The organism is Caecibacter sp. AF58-12pH5A (assembly GCF_027681725.1).
GTDB classification, from domain to species: domain Bacteria; phylum Bacillota; class Negativicutes; order Veillonellales; family Megasphaeraceae; genus Megasphaera; species Megasphaera hominis.
Genome location: NZ_JAQDBC010000026.1, coordinates 23,133 through 37,120 on the forward strand (window position 1 = coordinate 23,133; position 13,988 = coordinate 37,120).

Annotated in this window: 13 protein-coding genes; 3 read left to right on the plus strand and 10 right to left on the minus strand. The window is 43.8% G+C overall.

Annotation, left to right across the window (positions count from 1 at the left end; translation table 11 throughout):
• Positions 1–64: 64 nt before the first annotated feature.
• From PGX44_RS10435 to PGX44_RS10450, 4 genes are all read right to left on the minus strand, one after another.
• Positions 65–565, minus strand: a complete 501-nt coding sequence (locus PGX44_RS10435; protein ID WP_498855327.1) for an RNA polymerase sigma factor — start codon at positions 563–565, stop codon at positions 65–67.
• A 355-nt stretch (positions 566–920) separates the two neighbouring features.
• Positions 921–2,717, minus strand: a complete 1,797-nt coding sequence (locus PGX44_RS10440; RefSeq protein WP_498855328.1) for a hypothetical protein — start codon at positions 2,715–2,717, stop codon at positions 921–923.
• 14 nt (positions 2,718–2,731) lie between these two features.
• Positions 2,732–3,235, minus strand: coding sequence for an ABC-three component system middle component 2 (locus tag PGX44_RS10445; protein ID WP_498855329.1), 504 nt, complete (start codon positions 3,233–3,235; stop codon positions 2,732–2,734).
• Positions 3,228–4,241: an ABC-three component system protein gene (locus PGX44_RS10450; RefSeq protein WP_498855330.1), complete on the minus strand. Its 1,014-nt coding sequence runs from the start codon at positions 4,239–4,241 to the stop codon at positions 3,228–3,230. The genes PGX44_RS10445 and PGX44_RS10450 overlap by 8 nt, the downstream gene beginning before the upstream one ends.
• A gap of 485 nt (positions 4,242–4,726) precedes the next feature.
• On the opposite strand from PGX44_RS10450, the gene PGX44_RS10455 reads away from it, so the two are divergent.
• The gene (locus PGX44_RS10455; protein WP_303854883.1) at positions 4,727–5,884 is read left to right on the plus strand and encodes an SAP domain-containing protein; all 1,158 of its coding nucleotides are present in this window, start codon (positions 4,727–4,729) and stop codon (positions 5,882–5,884) included.
• Here PGX44_RS10455 and PGX44_RS10460 read toward each other — a convergent pair.
• The 6 genes from PGX44_RS10460 to PGX44_RS10485 all read right to left on the minus strand — a co-directional run bounded on the left by PGX44_RS10460 (position 5,876) and on the right by PGX44_RS10485 (position 12,338).
• Positions 5,876–7,063, minus strand: coding sequence for an AlbA family DNA-binding domain-containing protein (locus tag PGX44_RS10460; RefSeq protein ID WP_498855331.1), 1,188 nt, complete (start codon positions 7,061–7,063; stop codon positions 5,876–5,878). The genes PGX44_RS10455 and PGX44_RS10460 overlap by 9 nt on opposite strands.
• 6 nt (positions 7,064–7,069) lie before the next feature.
• Positions 7,070–8,284 (minus strand): RtcB family protein, encoded by a 1,215-nt coding sequence (locus tag PGX44_RS10465; protein ID WP_498855332.1) that lies wholly within the window; start codon positions 8,282–8,284, stop codon positions 7,070–7,072.
• A gap of 133 nt (positions 8,285–8,417) precedes the next feature.
• Positions 8,418–9,986 carry a recombinase family protein gene (locus PGX44_RS10470; RefSeq protein ID WP_498855333.1) on the minus strand — a complete coding sequence of 523 codons (1,569 nt, stop codon included), beginning with the start codon at positions 9,984–9,986 and terminating at the stop codon, positions 8,418–8,420.
• The gene (locus tag PGX44_RS10475; protein ID WP_498855334.1) at positions 9,971–11,743 is read right to left on the minus strand and encodes a recombinase family protein; all 1,773 of its coding nucleotides are present in this window, start codon (positions 11,741–11,743) and stop codon (positions 9,971–9,973) included. Before PGX44_RS10475 ends, PGX44_RS10470 begins: the two co-directional genes overlap by 16 nt.
• A gap of 48 nt (positions 11,744–11,791) precedes the next feature.
• Complete coding sequence (locus tag PGX44_RS10480; RefSeq protein ID WP_295247131.1) at positions 11,792–11,953, minus strand: SHOCT domain-containing protein; 162 nt, start codon at positions 11,951–11,953, stop codon at positions 11,792–11,794.
• Positions 11,946–12,338 carry a hypothetical protein gene (locus PGX44_RS10485; protein WP_498855335.1) on the minus strand — a complete coding sequence of 131 codons (393 nt, stop codon included), beginning with the start codon at positions 12,336–12,338 and terminating at the stop codon, positions 11,946–11,948. The genes PGX44_RS10480 and PGX44_RS10485 overlap by 8 nt, the downstream gene beginning before the upstream one ends.
• A 188-nt stretch (positions 12,339–12,526) precedes the next feature.
• On the opposite strand from PGX44_RS10485, the gene PGX44_RS10490 reads away from it, so the two are divergent.
• Both PGX44_RS10490 and PGX44_RS10495 read left to right on the plus strand, forming a co-directional pair.
• Complete coding sequence (locus PGX44_RS10490) at positions 12,527–13,246, plus strand: DNA-3-methyladenine glycosylase family protein (protein WP_498855336.1); 720 nt, start codon at positions 12,527–12,529, stop codon at positions 13,244–13,246.
• Between the two features lie 6 nt (positions 13,247–13,252).
• Positions 13,253–13,954, plus strand: coding sequence for a restriction endonuclease, SacI family (locus tag PGX44_RS10495; RefSeq protein ID WP_498855337.1), 702 nt, complete (start codon positions 13,253–13,255; stop codon positions 13,952–13,954).
• Positions 13,955–13,988: the final 34 nt, after the last annotated feature.

Below are 13,988 nucleotides of genomic sequence, written 5' to 3' on the forward strand. Positions count from 1 at the left end.
TATCGTTAAGTACCGATTTCAAAAAAAATCCGGCCACTTTTTTTGCAGCCGGATTTTTCCCCATTTAACGGAAGTCTTCGAGGTGTTCCTTTAGGAGTGCATAGAGCTTATGTTTGCGCTTGTTCACCGCTTTCTGGCTCAAGCCAACGGCCTTCCCGGCCGCCGCTTCGCTGGAACCATCGGCAAGCATTAGCAGGATAGTCCGATTGATGTCCTGCAGGGCTGCCAGTTCTTGGCGCAGCGCTGCCAGCAACTCTTCCTTCAGAATTGTTTCTTCTAAGTTGAAGTCATCAGGCACCTCCAGCTCGTAGTCATCCCGCCCCTTGTCCGCCGATACCTCATCGGTGCCATGTCTTTGTTGGCGTTTATCTTCCCGCCAGAGCGGACGCATGTATTCATAGTACTGTTCTTTGGTAGCCGGGATGAGGATAGTACGTACCTTCCGGCAACCGATTTTTGACCAGCGGATTTCACAACCCTTGTACTCCTCAGTGATGACGGTTTCTGGAGTGAGTTCCAGAGGAATGTAAAAACGTTTCTCATTGCTTGTCTGTTTTTTGTCCATTTTTGTCTCCATTCCGTCCGAGAAGAACGGCGGAGACAAAAAGCTGGCGCTGATACAGCATCAGCGCCAGTTTTCTGACAGCCCAAATAGGCATAGAAAAACACGGTGGATGCATGATCAGCAAAGTACAACATCGGCTGTACTTTCTGCTTTATGCAACCGCCGTCCTTATAGCGCTATTCGGACTACGATTTATTTGTGGCCAGGAGTTCTCTCCCTTGCCTGTCTATAGTCTATTCCAAAATCAAACTCGTGTAATTGACATGAAGTGGCGTAAAATGGAATAAAATGGTTTGCTGAAAAAAGGCAAAAAAAATAGGCTCCTCACCTTAGTGAGAAACCTATTGCAAATAGTTTATTCTTGATATCCGTCAATCAAGCCATATCTCCCTATCCCCTTATTTTTTGTAAAGTGAATAAGGTTTGCACCTTCATAATCGATAGATGGAATTTCATTTTCAATAACAATCGTTTGTGGAGAATCCTCCCTTATCAAAAAATATCTAAACAAATGCTCTTTCATGGGCTCCGTAACATACGAATCTCTCTTTGAATCTTTTTCTTTTAATGAAAGGATCGGAGAATCTACAACAAAAAGCGCAGGATGATAATGTCCCATCTTTTCCAGACAATTTTCCATTGCAACAGCTAGTATCGTGTTCAAAAAAGCACGGAATCCTTTACCTTGGCTCTTTTTTTCATGACCATTAACGACAACATCATAGCTATCGATATCAAAATATGAATCCAAATAGTTCTGATAATCGCAGTATCTTAAAAGTTCGTCTACTTCCGTATCAAGGAGTTCTTTAAAGACCTCCTTGAATTTCTCTTTTACATTCAAATGAATGTCAGTAGTTTCTTCATTCTCAACAGCATCACGTTCTTGCTTAAGAAATGTTGAAAATTGGTCAATCATGATATTCATTTCAGCAAATCTCAATGAAGTTTTAAAATCATCAAGTTGCTTTTTCAACTGCCGGATTTTAGGCTCAAGTTCTCCTCGTATTTTCTCTTCCTGCTCATTTCTCTGATTAATGAGCATATCTTTTTTCTTTTCTAAAGCAACATATTCTTCCTGTATAGATTCCTGGACTGATTGCAAATCCTTGACCTGAATCTCAATTTTTTGCTCTTCTGCAATAGCAGAACCTATACAGTCCTCTTCATGTTCATGAGGAAGTTCTCCATTGCAGAAAGGACATCTTTCTACTTTTTTGATTTTTTTAGAAACCATATTCCCTTCCGCAATAAAAGTCAGACGTTTAATGTCTGCCTTATATTGTGATAAAAGGAGTTGATTCCGATTCATCAAGACCTCGTCTTCTGAAATCTGCCGCATCACTTTATTGATTTTCTCTCCAATTTCATGACATGAGGTCAAAGCTTCTTTAAGGATTCCTTTAGCAGCTCCGATTTCATCGATTGTTTGATTGATTTTATTCTGCAATTCAACGGGTTGAAGCAAAGGTAATGTATCATCGAAAGATGACTTTTGCCTTTCTAAGAAGCCCATGCCTCTGTTGACAATTTTCAGCACTCCCTCATCTTTTGCTTTCTTTATTTTTGGATCAATAAAAGCCGACTTTGGAAGATAGTTATTACCCGTCCCCAGGTACAATAATGCGGTTAAAGCCGGGGTTCCTACCTTTCCTCCTAATCCATGCTTTCCTTTAAGAACGCTGGCTTTATCATGAATTCGGTCCTCATCTATGATGAACGTATGATAAAACGTTCTAACCGTCAAAGCCTGCGGTTTTCCTTCCTGCGTTTTAAGAATCTTAGTATCAAGAGGAATGTCCAAAAGCTTCATCCAGACATCATTAATAGGTGGATTCTTTTTTCCTCCCTTTATCTTGTAAGTAGCTGTTTCTATACCGTCTACATGACTAATTACTTCGAAAGATTTAGTGTTAATGTCCCGGCTGATAGAAAGGCTTTCCCCTTTGACATCTATTCCTATTTGAATCTTCTCCACTTTTAAATTGACATCGAATCGATGAGTATCGGCTCCCATCATATAATCTATACAATCCAACACCATACTTTTTCCGGTATTTGATGGACCATAAATTATATTCAGACCCGGAGCAAAGTCTATTCTTGATTCTTTTTGATTTGCAGTAATCTTAAGCCACTTTATGTAAAACATAAACATTTACCCCTTTAGTTTGCAATAGGACGATGCTGAATTTCTTGAAGCAGTTCCTCATCATTTTTGCAACTATATTTTTTCGTAGAAATCCTTGATACCCTGCGGTATTCCTGTGCATATGTACTATGAAAGCCATTTGATATCTCCAATCCATATTCTGTGATTTTATACTGATATCCATGATTATTTTTGACTTTCAATATTCCATGACGTACTAACTTCTTGATTGCTTCGGTAATCAACGAACGTCTTCCCGCCATTTCTGCATACATAAAATCATTATTGCCATGCAGATTCTCAAGAGCTATACCAAAAACCTTTGCATAACAATTGATGAAGTCAAATGCCAATATACGAGTACTCGAAAAAAACAGTTCTGGTACGGAACTCATCAGTAGCATAATTCTTAATTCCATTTCGAAAACTGTATTGAATACTTCTTTGTTTTTTCTTACTGTTTCACCCTGGTTACGGATACTGAATGTATTGAAAATATTCTTTTGCAGCTTAATCACCCTCTATCCAGCTGAGTTTCTCATCATTGACCAGCATATGACAAATGCCTTTCTTTTCCCCTGGTCCAATCCAATTCAGAGTCACAGTTTGTAAATTAGAAGAAAGCTCAACCAATGTCGCATGCTCCATTACAGCGTTCATTCTGTCATAGCCGCAAGCATAATCTTTTTCTTCCGTCGTTACGACACCTTCATACATTTCTTCCTTTACCGCCTCAAAATTTTCCTCCTCCTGTGGTGCTACGGTATCTCGAAGCCCCCTCCTGATAGTTTCCGCTAAATAGTAGTCTTTTCTCTGTCTGTTAAAATTCTTTTTCATATTAGGACATGAATCGAGATCCTTTACACAATCACATTTCACTCCTGTTTTTTCCTGATAAACGCGGAATAGCTCTGTTACATATTTCATTTCTTCTGTTGCAATAGTTAAAGGTGGAGACAGTGGAGCAGGCTTTTTGAATTGCCCAACAAACTGCCTGAAAGCTTCTATTTCATGGTTAATATCTGCGGCTGTTGCCTGGGCTGTTTTCGAATAGTCCTCATAAGATGCATCCTTTTTCATATTGTTTTGCAATATGGCATACAAGAGCGCTCTACCTAAAAATCCTCCCAAATCACCATTCTCATACAGTTTATTTAAATCACCTTTTTCCATTTCAGACAAATCTGATTCCTTAATGAGATTTAGCAAGTCATTCATCATATCATCGGCCTTAACCCCACTAAGGACTTTGTCCAAAACTTCATCAGTAAAATATTTCCCTATTCCCTTATATACACGACCATCATTCGCTGCTTTTTTCAAATTGCCTGGAATATCTGCTTCTTGTTTATACCAAAGGCTTGCCGACTTATTATCGATGGTATATGGCTCCCCACGTCTATTGACACAGTCTCCAAGACTAATGATTGGCTCAAATAAGATTTTGGCAACTTTAGTCATATTAGGTTTGATAATGCCTTTCGAAAACACCTCAGCAAAAGATGCATAATTGTAAACCCGCATGAATTATCACCTCGTCCAGACGATAACGCACTTTTCATTGATAATAATATTGTACTACATTTTTTATTCTATCCATAGCAATACTACCGAACAATAGAAAACTAGTCAGATAACGCGATAACTATTTTTCTATGTCATTAACGATGCCATTGCTATCGTTAATAGCATATTCATGGTGTTATTAAGAACTTATATGATTCCTTCTGATTCTACCCGCATTTCAAAGCATAAAAAATGTCGGCCATCTGCCGACGTTTGCCAAGACCTCGCTATATATGGACATTTCCGCTATGCACACCGTTCCCAATATTGTATCAATCCCAAACATCTTTGCTCTCAACCTACGTCGTATTTGATACAATCGAACGATAACTGAAATTTTGAACACCCCCGTGTGCATAGACAGAGGTTCACTCTTTTCCTTACAAATCTGCGCCATCATGGTATACTGGAACAAAAGGAATCTACAACAAGGAGCTGATACCATGGGCTTATTTGACACTTTCAAGAAACTCTTCCATCAACCCATCGACAACACACCGCCAGCAGAGCAAACTCTTCCCCCGGGCAACGATAGTCCTGTGAAGATTACGTTTTCACGAGAACCCCCTGCGGACAGTCCATCGCCAGATATAGTCCCCCTCAGTCTACGTCTGAAAAAAGCGGTTCCCACAAAGAGAGGCTTGTATCCGCATGAAATTCTGATGCTTGATTATGCCCATACTTACTCTACAGATTTATCGCATCAGCATTTCCAGGGATTCTGGTATTATGAGTATTCCGTAGAACATCCCGGAGATGTATTGAAGTCACTGGAAAAAAGAGGTTTTATCCAGCCCGGCAACCTGCGTTCTGCCATCCAGAATCAGACAGTCCCGGTAATAAAAAATGAATTGAGGACAATCGGTCAAAAGGTAAGCGGCAAGAAGGCTGATCTGATTGACCGCCTATTGAGCAATGCTTCTCCCGAAGAGCTGGAAAAGAAATTTCCTGTACGCTTTTACGAACTGACTGAATCCGGAACGCAAGAGCTTACGGAGAACCAATATGTCCCCTATCTCCATCGCCACAAGTATATGTCCATATGGGAGATGAACGACCGGATGAACCATAAGAATCCGCATCACTTTGGCTACCGTGACCTTATCTGGCAGTTCTTCAATGAAGAATCCCTTAAGCATATTAATGAAGGCGAGATGGGACTTTACCGCTGTACCCGGCTCGATATGTATGAATTTCTCTTCGAAGAAAAGAAATACGAACAGGCATTCAACTTGTTATGTGAAGTAATCGCCTATGATCTGAGCGGCATGGATAACAGTGAGTTCAGTGATATTGATGAAAAGTTTCGCTTACAGCTCATGCTCAAATATGATTTTCCATACAGCAAATCAAATGCAAAGCTGCCGCCCGCCATAAAGCAATGGCTGGCCAATCTCCAAGGGCGATTGGAATTATCCGATGAAGCTTTACGTGAACGATTGTTGCAGCAGTTCGAATTCATCAATTTGTATCGGCGCATCTTCACCAATGCAGAATACGTCGATATCGTAATGGCAGAACTCAATGATGATGCCAATACTTTGGATACCATTTATCACAGAGCGGAAGCCAGACTGCGCGCCCGATTGAAATCAATCTGAACGCCTAGAAATTGTATTTAATTTTCTCCATTGTAACAACATTTTATTAAGTGCCGCACCTGTTTTCAACCGTTCCTGAACGACACGCTTTTCGGTACCTCGTAAATCCGATGTGTTATAAGCCTTTGTATCCACACCAATAAAGTTTTCGAGCTGATTTAAATGAGCAGATACATACTTTTTAAATTCATTTTGCTCAGCTTCAGAGTCAAATAACAATATTACCCGCATAAAATAATCATATGCCGTTTTTTGTTCTGGATTCTCTGAGCAATACATAAAATTTAGCAATGTATATCTAGGACTGTCAGCAAGATAGAATTTATATGAATAATGCCCATTACATCTTTCTTTTTTATCTATGTATCCCCATTCAGGAATAGGGATATGCAGCCTTCCTCCATCTAGATGAACAATTTGATATGTATCTAACACGGTATTATTAGCTATTATATCAATACAAGAATAAAATACACTCGTATTAACTTGAGTGTATGCATAAAACTCAGCAACCAAAGTATCTCGTTCATCGTCTTGATAACTGTGGATTCGATATTCTGGCTTATAAATATTGTAGAAATCACCATCATAGTCCGACCACTCCTCTCGATTTTGCAGTCGGTCTATTATATATTCATAAGGTGGCTTAGTGAGGCCCATCCTTTTTCTCCATAGATTTTCTATAATCTCCATACCAGCGTTTCCATTATTAGGAGTATTCCGATCCTGAACACGTGCATAGATGCATCCACGTTTCATATTCCCATAATCCCGGTTCAAATAAACTGGTGTACGTTCAACATTATCAATTACCAATACATCCAGTTCAACACCACTAATCATGACTGTTTCGACAGATATTTTAGGAGAAATATCCCCGGCAAACCACAAATTCGACAATGCATCAATAATATCAGCTTGCTTTCTTCTAGGCTCAGTCATTCCTACAATTTTCAAGTCATCTGCAACACCAAAAATGATGTAGCATTTCTTGTCATGTACCGTGTTGGCAAAGCAAATAATATCCTTTAGCAAATCTTGTATCTTCTGATGCCACTCCTGTTTAAAGTCCCAATATTCTCCCTCTTTGCCTTGTTGTAAACAATGCTGAACAATCTGTACTGTTGAATAATCTCTTAAACGCATACCAATCCCTCTCACTAATTCATACTCTGCCATCCATATCTAAAACTTACGTTCTTCCGCAGCCTTGAAATTATAGACTGGCTTCATCACATCAATAACGTCCACAGTATCACCGATGACATCCAAAATATCGTCAAGGGATTTATAGGCCATAGGAGCCTCGTCGATGGTGCCTTCGCTAACCGATGTGGTATATACGCCCGCCATTTCCTTCTGGTATTCCTCGAGGAAAAGTTCTTTGATGGCCTGGGTACGGGACATGATGCGACCCGCTCCGTGCGGGGCAGAGTAATTCCATTCGGCATTGCCTTTGCCGATGGCCAGGATGCTTCCGTCACGCATGTTGATGGGAATGAGAACCTTTTCACCTTTATGTGCAGCGATGGCTCCTTTTCTGAGGATCATCTCATCGACATCGATGTAGTTGTGGATGGTATGGAAAGCTTCACCTGGCTGCAGGCCCGCTCTTTCCAGCAGGGCTTTGGCAATCTGCTCCCGGTTCAGTCTGGCAAACTGCTGGCAAAGAGCTACATCATGCAGATACTGCTCCAGGTATTTGCCGGAAACAAAGCAAAGGTCTTCCGGTATCTTTTCCCTGCGCTGTTCTGACTTCTCCTGCTGGATGGCCTGCTGAATTTCTTTCTGCCGTCCTGACGCTTTATATTCCTCTATGATATGCTGAGGCCGTTCTTCCAACGTTTCATCATGGGCATTCAACTCAACGGCCATGCGCTGATAAATCTCTGCGACCTGTTTGCCCAGGTTCCGGCTGCCCGTATGGATGACGAGATAATGCCAGCCATCATGGGTTTCATCGACCTCGATGAAATGGTTCCCGCCGCCCAGGGTGCCGATGCTGCAGGCAATCCAGGACAGCTTCTTCAGCTTGTCATGGCAGTAGAGCTGCTGCAAATCGAAATCAGCCTGTTTCTCGGGCCAGACATTCATTCCGGAAGGCACGATGTGAGCCGCTTCGTCGAGCCTGGCAAAATCAATCGACTGCTTGCCAAGATTAATCGTATACATACCACAGCCAATGTCTACGCCGACGATATTCGGTACTGCCTTGTCGGTGATTGTCATCGTCGTGCCAATCGTACAGCCTTTTCCGGCATGGACATCCGGCATAATCCGCACCCGGCTCCCCTTCGTCAGCTCATAACTGCACATGCGGTGGATCTGTTCTCTTGCCTTCGCATCTATCGTCTTGGCATATGATATTGCCGTTGTAACTGTTCCTTCAATCCGTTCCATAGTAAATTCACCTGCCATCCCCGAGTTCCATAATTTTCTACTATTATATCACACCCTGATTTTCTTCATCAAAAATACGGCAGAGAATCCTTCCTTTTCTCTTAGATTCTCTGCCGTATGCCCTTTTCCCTGCTTATACTCTGATTTCCGTTCCGTCCTTGAAGGTCACCCGGATATCGTCTTTGCTGTACACTGTGATGAAGTCCACCAGGCTGCCCCACAGCCGGGCATCGAACGCCTTGATGAGTTCCTGCTCCCGAAGCTCCTTGATGAAGCTGTCCATCTGGCGGCTCCGGGCCTTGCGGTACTGGATGGCTTCACAGGTCTTGTCATACTGCTTCTTCGCCGCTTCATATCGGCTGACCAGCTTGCTGTAGTTCCGGTCGTAATCATCCTGGTTCTGTGCCACCCGCGCATTCTCGGCTATGAGTTGCTGTACCTTCTCGGCCAGCAGGTTCAAATCTGTGCTGAGCTTGTCCCGCTCCTCTTCCAGCTTTTCTGTATCGGTAAGCCGTTCCTTCAGCAGGGTGATGCAGTTAAGGACATCTGCTTTGTTTTCGATGAGCTGATTGGTAGCCCGGATGAAGACTTCCTTAATATCGTCCTCTGTCAGATGCGGTGTCTTGCAATGACTCTTGAACTTGTCGTTGCACCGATAGATGGTTCTGCGGTACTTATCGGTCGAATGCCAGACCTTGGCCCCGTACCAGCCGCCGCACTGGCCGCATTTTATTTTGCTGGAGAATATGGATACACCGCTGTAGCGGCTCCTGCCCTTACGCCGGCGCTTGATTTCTTCCTGCACCCAGTCGAAGACCTGCGGTCTGATGATAGCTTCGTGATTATTTTCCACATAGTACTGCGGCACTTCCCCTTCATTCGCCTTCGTTTCTTTGGTCAGGAAGTTGACGGTGAACCGCTTCTGCAGCAGGGCATCGCCCTTGTATTTCTCATTGGTCAGGATGCTCTCTACCGTCCGCGGATACCAGCGTTTCTTTTTCGCCGGGGTTTCCAGCCCTCTGGCAGTCAGTTCTTTAGCAATGGAATGGAAGGTATATCCGTCTAGGAACAAGCGGTAAATCAGTTTCACTGTTTTGGCCTGTTCCCGATTGACGACCAGATTCCCGTCCGGCCCCCGGTCATATCCGAGAAAATGTTCAAACGGCACACTCACCTTGCCGTCAGCGAATCGTTTCCGATGCCCCCAGGTAACATTTTCCGAGATACTCCGGCTTTCTTCCTGTGCCAGGGAACTCATGATGGTGATGAGCAGCTCGCCCTTGGCATCGAGTGTCCAGATGTTTTCCTTCTCGAAATAAATCTCGATGCCCTTGTCCTTGAGCTTTCGCACGGTAGTCAGGCTGTCAACGGTATTTCTGGCAAAGCGGCTGACCGACTTCGTGACGATGAGGTCGATTTTTCCATCCATGGCATCCTTGACCATCCTCTTGAAGCCATCACGGTGACGGGTGTTGGTGGCTGAGATGCCTTCATCAGTATAGATGCCAACGAATTCCCAGTCATCCCGCCCCTTGATGTAATTCGTGTAGTAGTCCACCTGCGCTTCATAGCTGGTAACCTGGTCATCATGATCCGTAGAAACCCGGGCATAGCCAGCTACTCTCCGCTTCTTCCGGCTGTTAATCGAGATCGCTGTATAACGGCTGATGGTAGCCGGAATGGCTCTTACTGTCTTTGCCAATTTTCACCACGCTCCTTTCGCAGGGCTTTCATCTGTTCACTCATCCTTTGCTTTCTCTCTGGAGTCCATCGTTTCTTCCCCAGCTGGCTCATGTATTCTTTATAAGTTTCCGTATGGCGGGTTCCTTGTTTCTTCGGTTTCGTCCATGGCACAGTCTGTATCCTGCCATCCTTGAAATGGATGGTGATCCGTTCTTCTGCCCCGGCTTCCATAAAGTCGATTTCTTCCCGGAAACGGTCGCCATCAAAAGCTTCCAGCCCCATGGCATCAGCAGCAATCTTCATCAGTTCTTCCTCGCGGACGCTGAGAGAGCTACACTTGCCGCCCTGGCCACAGCGCCAGTGAACAGAGATGCCCTGTTTCTTTTTTTGCTTGCATCGCCGGAAGGCGTGGCCGCATACAGCACAGCGTACCCGGGTCGTAAAAGGCGAGAACCGGGTACCCTTTCCACTTGCCATATAGTTTCTCATCCAATCCCGCTGACGTTCCTTGTACTCATCGGTCCAGCAATCCTTCTTCGCCGTTGATACCCAGTGCCTGATAAGTTTCTGTCCGTTTTTCATACAGAAAACCATCACGTGGTATTCTGGCACTACTATCTTTTCGACCTGGTCAAGGAACGCCTGTTCATCGAAATTATCCAGGCCCAAGGCTTCTGTACACTCCTTTATAAGGACTGCATGCGGGATACTGCCTTTCGCGCCGCAGTTCCGGCCTTTCAGCTTGTGAGAGCCGCAATCCCAGAATTCTTCAAATCCCCGGTCTGTGCGGAGATTGTGCATATAGCTTCTGCCGCAGATGCCGCATTTGATTTTTCCCGTGAAGCAGGTCGTGTTCAAAGACTTATTGGCCAGCGCCCCCAGTTCCTTCCGCCGCGCCATCTCCTGCTGCACGTAATCAAAGGTTTTCTTGTCGATGATTGGTTCGTGCGTATTTTCAACGTAGTATTGGGGAAGTTCGCCCCGGTTCTTCTTCCGTTTCTTGAGGATTGGATCCGTCACGTATTCTTTCTGGAGAAGCATATTGCCAGTATAGGTAATATTGGTCAGGACAACCTTGATGTTGGAATCCATCCAGCGGCAGCCATTCCGGGTCGTGATGCCTTCGGCGGCAAATTCTCGTTCTGTTTCAAGCCGGGATTTGCCGTCAAGAAAATTCTGGAAGATACGCCTGACAACAGCCGCTTCCTCGGGAACTACCACCAGTTTATCCCCTTCCCAGCGGTACCCGTAGACACGGAACCGGCCGTTGGGATTCCCCTGCTCAAACTGTTTCTTGATGCGCCACCGGACATTTTCACTGATGGAGCGGCTTTCTTCCTGGGCAAAGGATGCCAGAATGGTCATCATCAGCTCGCCGTCACCGCTCATGGTATGAATATTCTCTTTTTCAAACCAGACTTCGATGCCCAGCTCTTTCAAATGCCGGACGGTACGCAGAAGGTCTACAGTGTTACGGGCGAAACGCTGGATGGACTTGGTCAGGATAATGTCAATCTTCCCGGCTTCGGCATCCTCCAGCATCCGCAGGAATTCCTGCCGTTTCTTTATCCTCGTCCCGGAAATCCCGTAGTCAGCATATACCCCGGCATATTCCCACTCCGGGTTCTTCTGTATGAGGCTGTTGTAATAGCTGACCTGCGCCGATAGGGAATGATGCATCCGTTCTGAGTCCACGGATACGCGGGCATAGGCGGCAACTTTCTTTCGTTTCTTTAAATTTGGTATGCTTCGTTCGATTTTACGGATAGTCCGCATCAAATCAGCTCCTTTCAACACTATATATCACTCTGTTTGATACAATTATCAAGTGTATAAGTCCCCTGAAAATGGCTGATATTGGCGAATCATCGCCTGTTCGAAATCCCGGTACTCCTTCTCTGTGATGAGCTTTGCCGCCATCATTTTCCTTGCCAGATGCATTGTCACCTGGAAGGTTGTTTCATTCTGAAACGACCTCTTATCCATGGCGGACACCCCCAAACCGATACGCAATATAGCAGGCGTGGGAGCAGAACTTCCGATGGCTGTTACCGTAGACGTTGAATTTCTTCCCACAGGCAGGACAGGTGAAGGTGTAGATGGCCTTCCGCTTCACCAGGTCAAGGTGGCTGTTCCACCACTTGTTCCGGCAGGCATTGCAACAAAACCGTTTCCGCTTCCTCCCCGGATTCTGGGCAATGGGCTTTCCGCACTGCTCACAGACTGACCCATCTGTTCTGGCTGCCAGACTGTGCCGCCGGCAGAAGGACTTCACCGTGTTGATGGAAATCTGGAGCTGCGCCGCTATCCTGCCATAACCTTCCCCATCCCGGCGCAGGGCGATAATCTGTTGTTTTTGTTCGTCCGTCATGATGGACACCTCCTGAAAATTTGGTCTTCAGGAGTAACAGGACAGAACGGCTATCGTTAAGTACTATGGAGGCAAAAAAATACGGATGCCCGTGATGAGCATCCGCGTATTTAAATATTCTCGTAGCAAATAATCAGTACAGATATGCTGTGGCTATAGTAGACAGTGTTGCAACGTGCTATAATAAAATGGATTTAATAGTGATTGTCGTCTCTGATGATACGACAATCGCTACAACAAAGGGTGGTCCAATGGCAAATATCATAACGCTAGACTTGAACAGTCCCTCAGTGCAACACCTGTACCAAAAGGATAAAAGGTTAAAAAAAGTCATTCACATGATAGGCCCCATCACTTACGAGCCTCATACAGATAATCCTTTTCCCTTCTTGATTCACGAAATCATCGAACAGATGCTCTCTGTAAAAGCTGGTGCTAAAATTTATGCCCGCCTCGAAAGCCTATGCAAGGGGCAAGTGACGCCTTATTCTATCGACACACTTTCTTTAGAAGATTTAAAAAGCATAGGCACCTCAACCGCCAAGGCAAAATATATAAAGAATGCAGCTTCAGCAGTTTTAGGAGGAACACTTGATTTTTCTCAATTTCCTACTATGACAGATGAAGCTGCATTGGCACAATTGATTCAACTTCCAGGCATCGGGATGTGGACGGCCAAAATGTATTTAATTTTTGTCTTAGACCGGCAAAACATCCTGCCTTTTGAAGATGTTGCCTTCTTGCAGAGTTACAAGTGGCTGTACAAGACAACTGACATATCAAAGGCATCAATAGAAAAGAAATGCAAAAAATGGAAGCCCTATTCCTCCATTGCAGCCAGATTTTTATACCGAGCATTGGATATGGGCTTCACAAAAGAAGAATTTCATTTATACAAAAAGGAATGATAAATCATGGGAATGAAAGAAGATGCTTCAAAAAAATTACAAGAAGCTTATGTAGCAGCAAGCTATAACCCTAACACAGTGTGCGATCATAAAAAATTCATTGACTATGTCATTGATAATACGCATCTAACCTATAAATATGTATTATTTACCGCCCTGCTTGCAAAAGCAACAGACGAAGCTATTAATCCACTTTGCCTTCAAAAAAAATCTGCTTTACCTGGTGCTTATGATGCAAGAACCATCTGCCATAAAGTAATCGTTCCATTTGAAATGGAAACCTTAAAAAAGGCACTTGGTGGCTCAAATGAACCTTTCTTAAATAAACCTGCACGTTTTCCTGAATTAAGTAAGACCAATGCCGTTCGCCGTGGAAATGATCAACAGATTTTGAATGCATTATGCGATTACTTACCAACCATCAAAACGTCACAAGATGCATACCAAAGTTTGGTATATTTACTATGTAAATTAATAAAAATACGTGATGCACAAAAGGATGCATTGAATTTTTGTGTTAGAGAAACCTCAAATACCCCTGCAATATTATGGACATATATTAATGAAGCTTTAGCAGAAAGTTACGAAGGTGAAGTCCTAACATTAATGGTTGCAGGTGTTTACCATCTTGTTTATATGAATCGGCCAAATGCAATTGTAGAAGTTCATCCAGTCAATCAAAGTGGGTTTGTCAAGTTAAGTGTGTAAGTTTTTTTAGGTATCATAAAAGAAGATGCGTTAC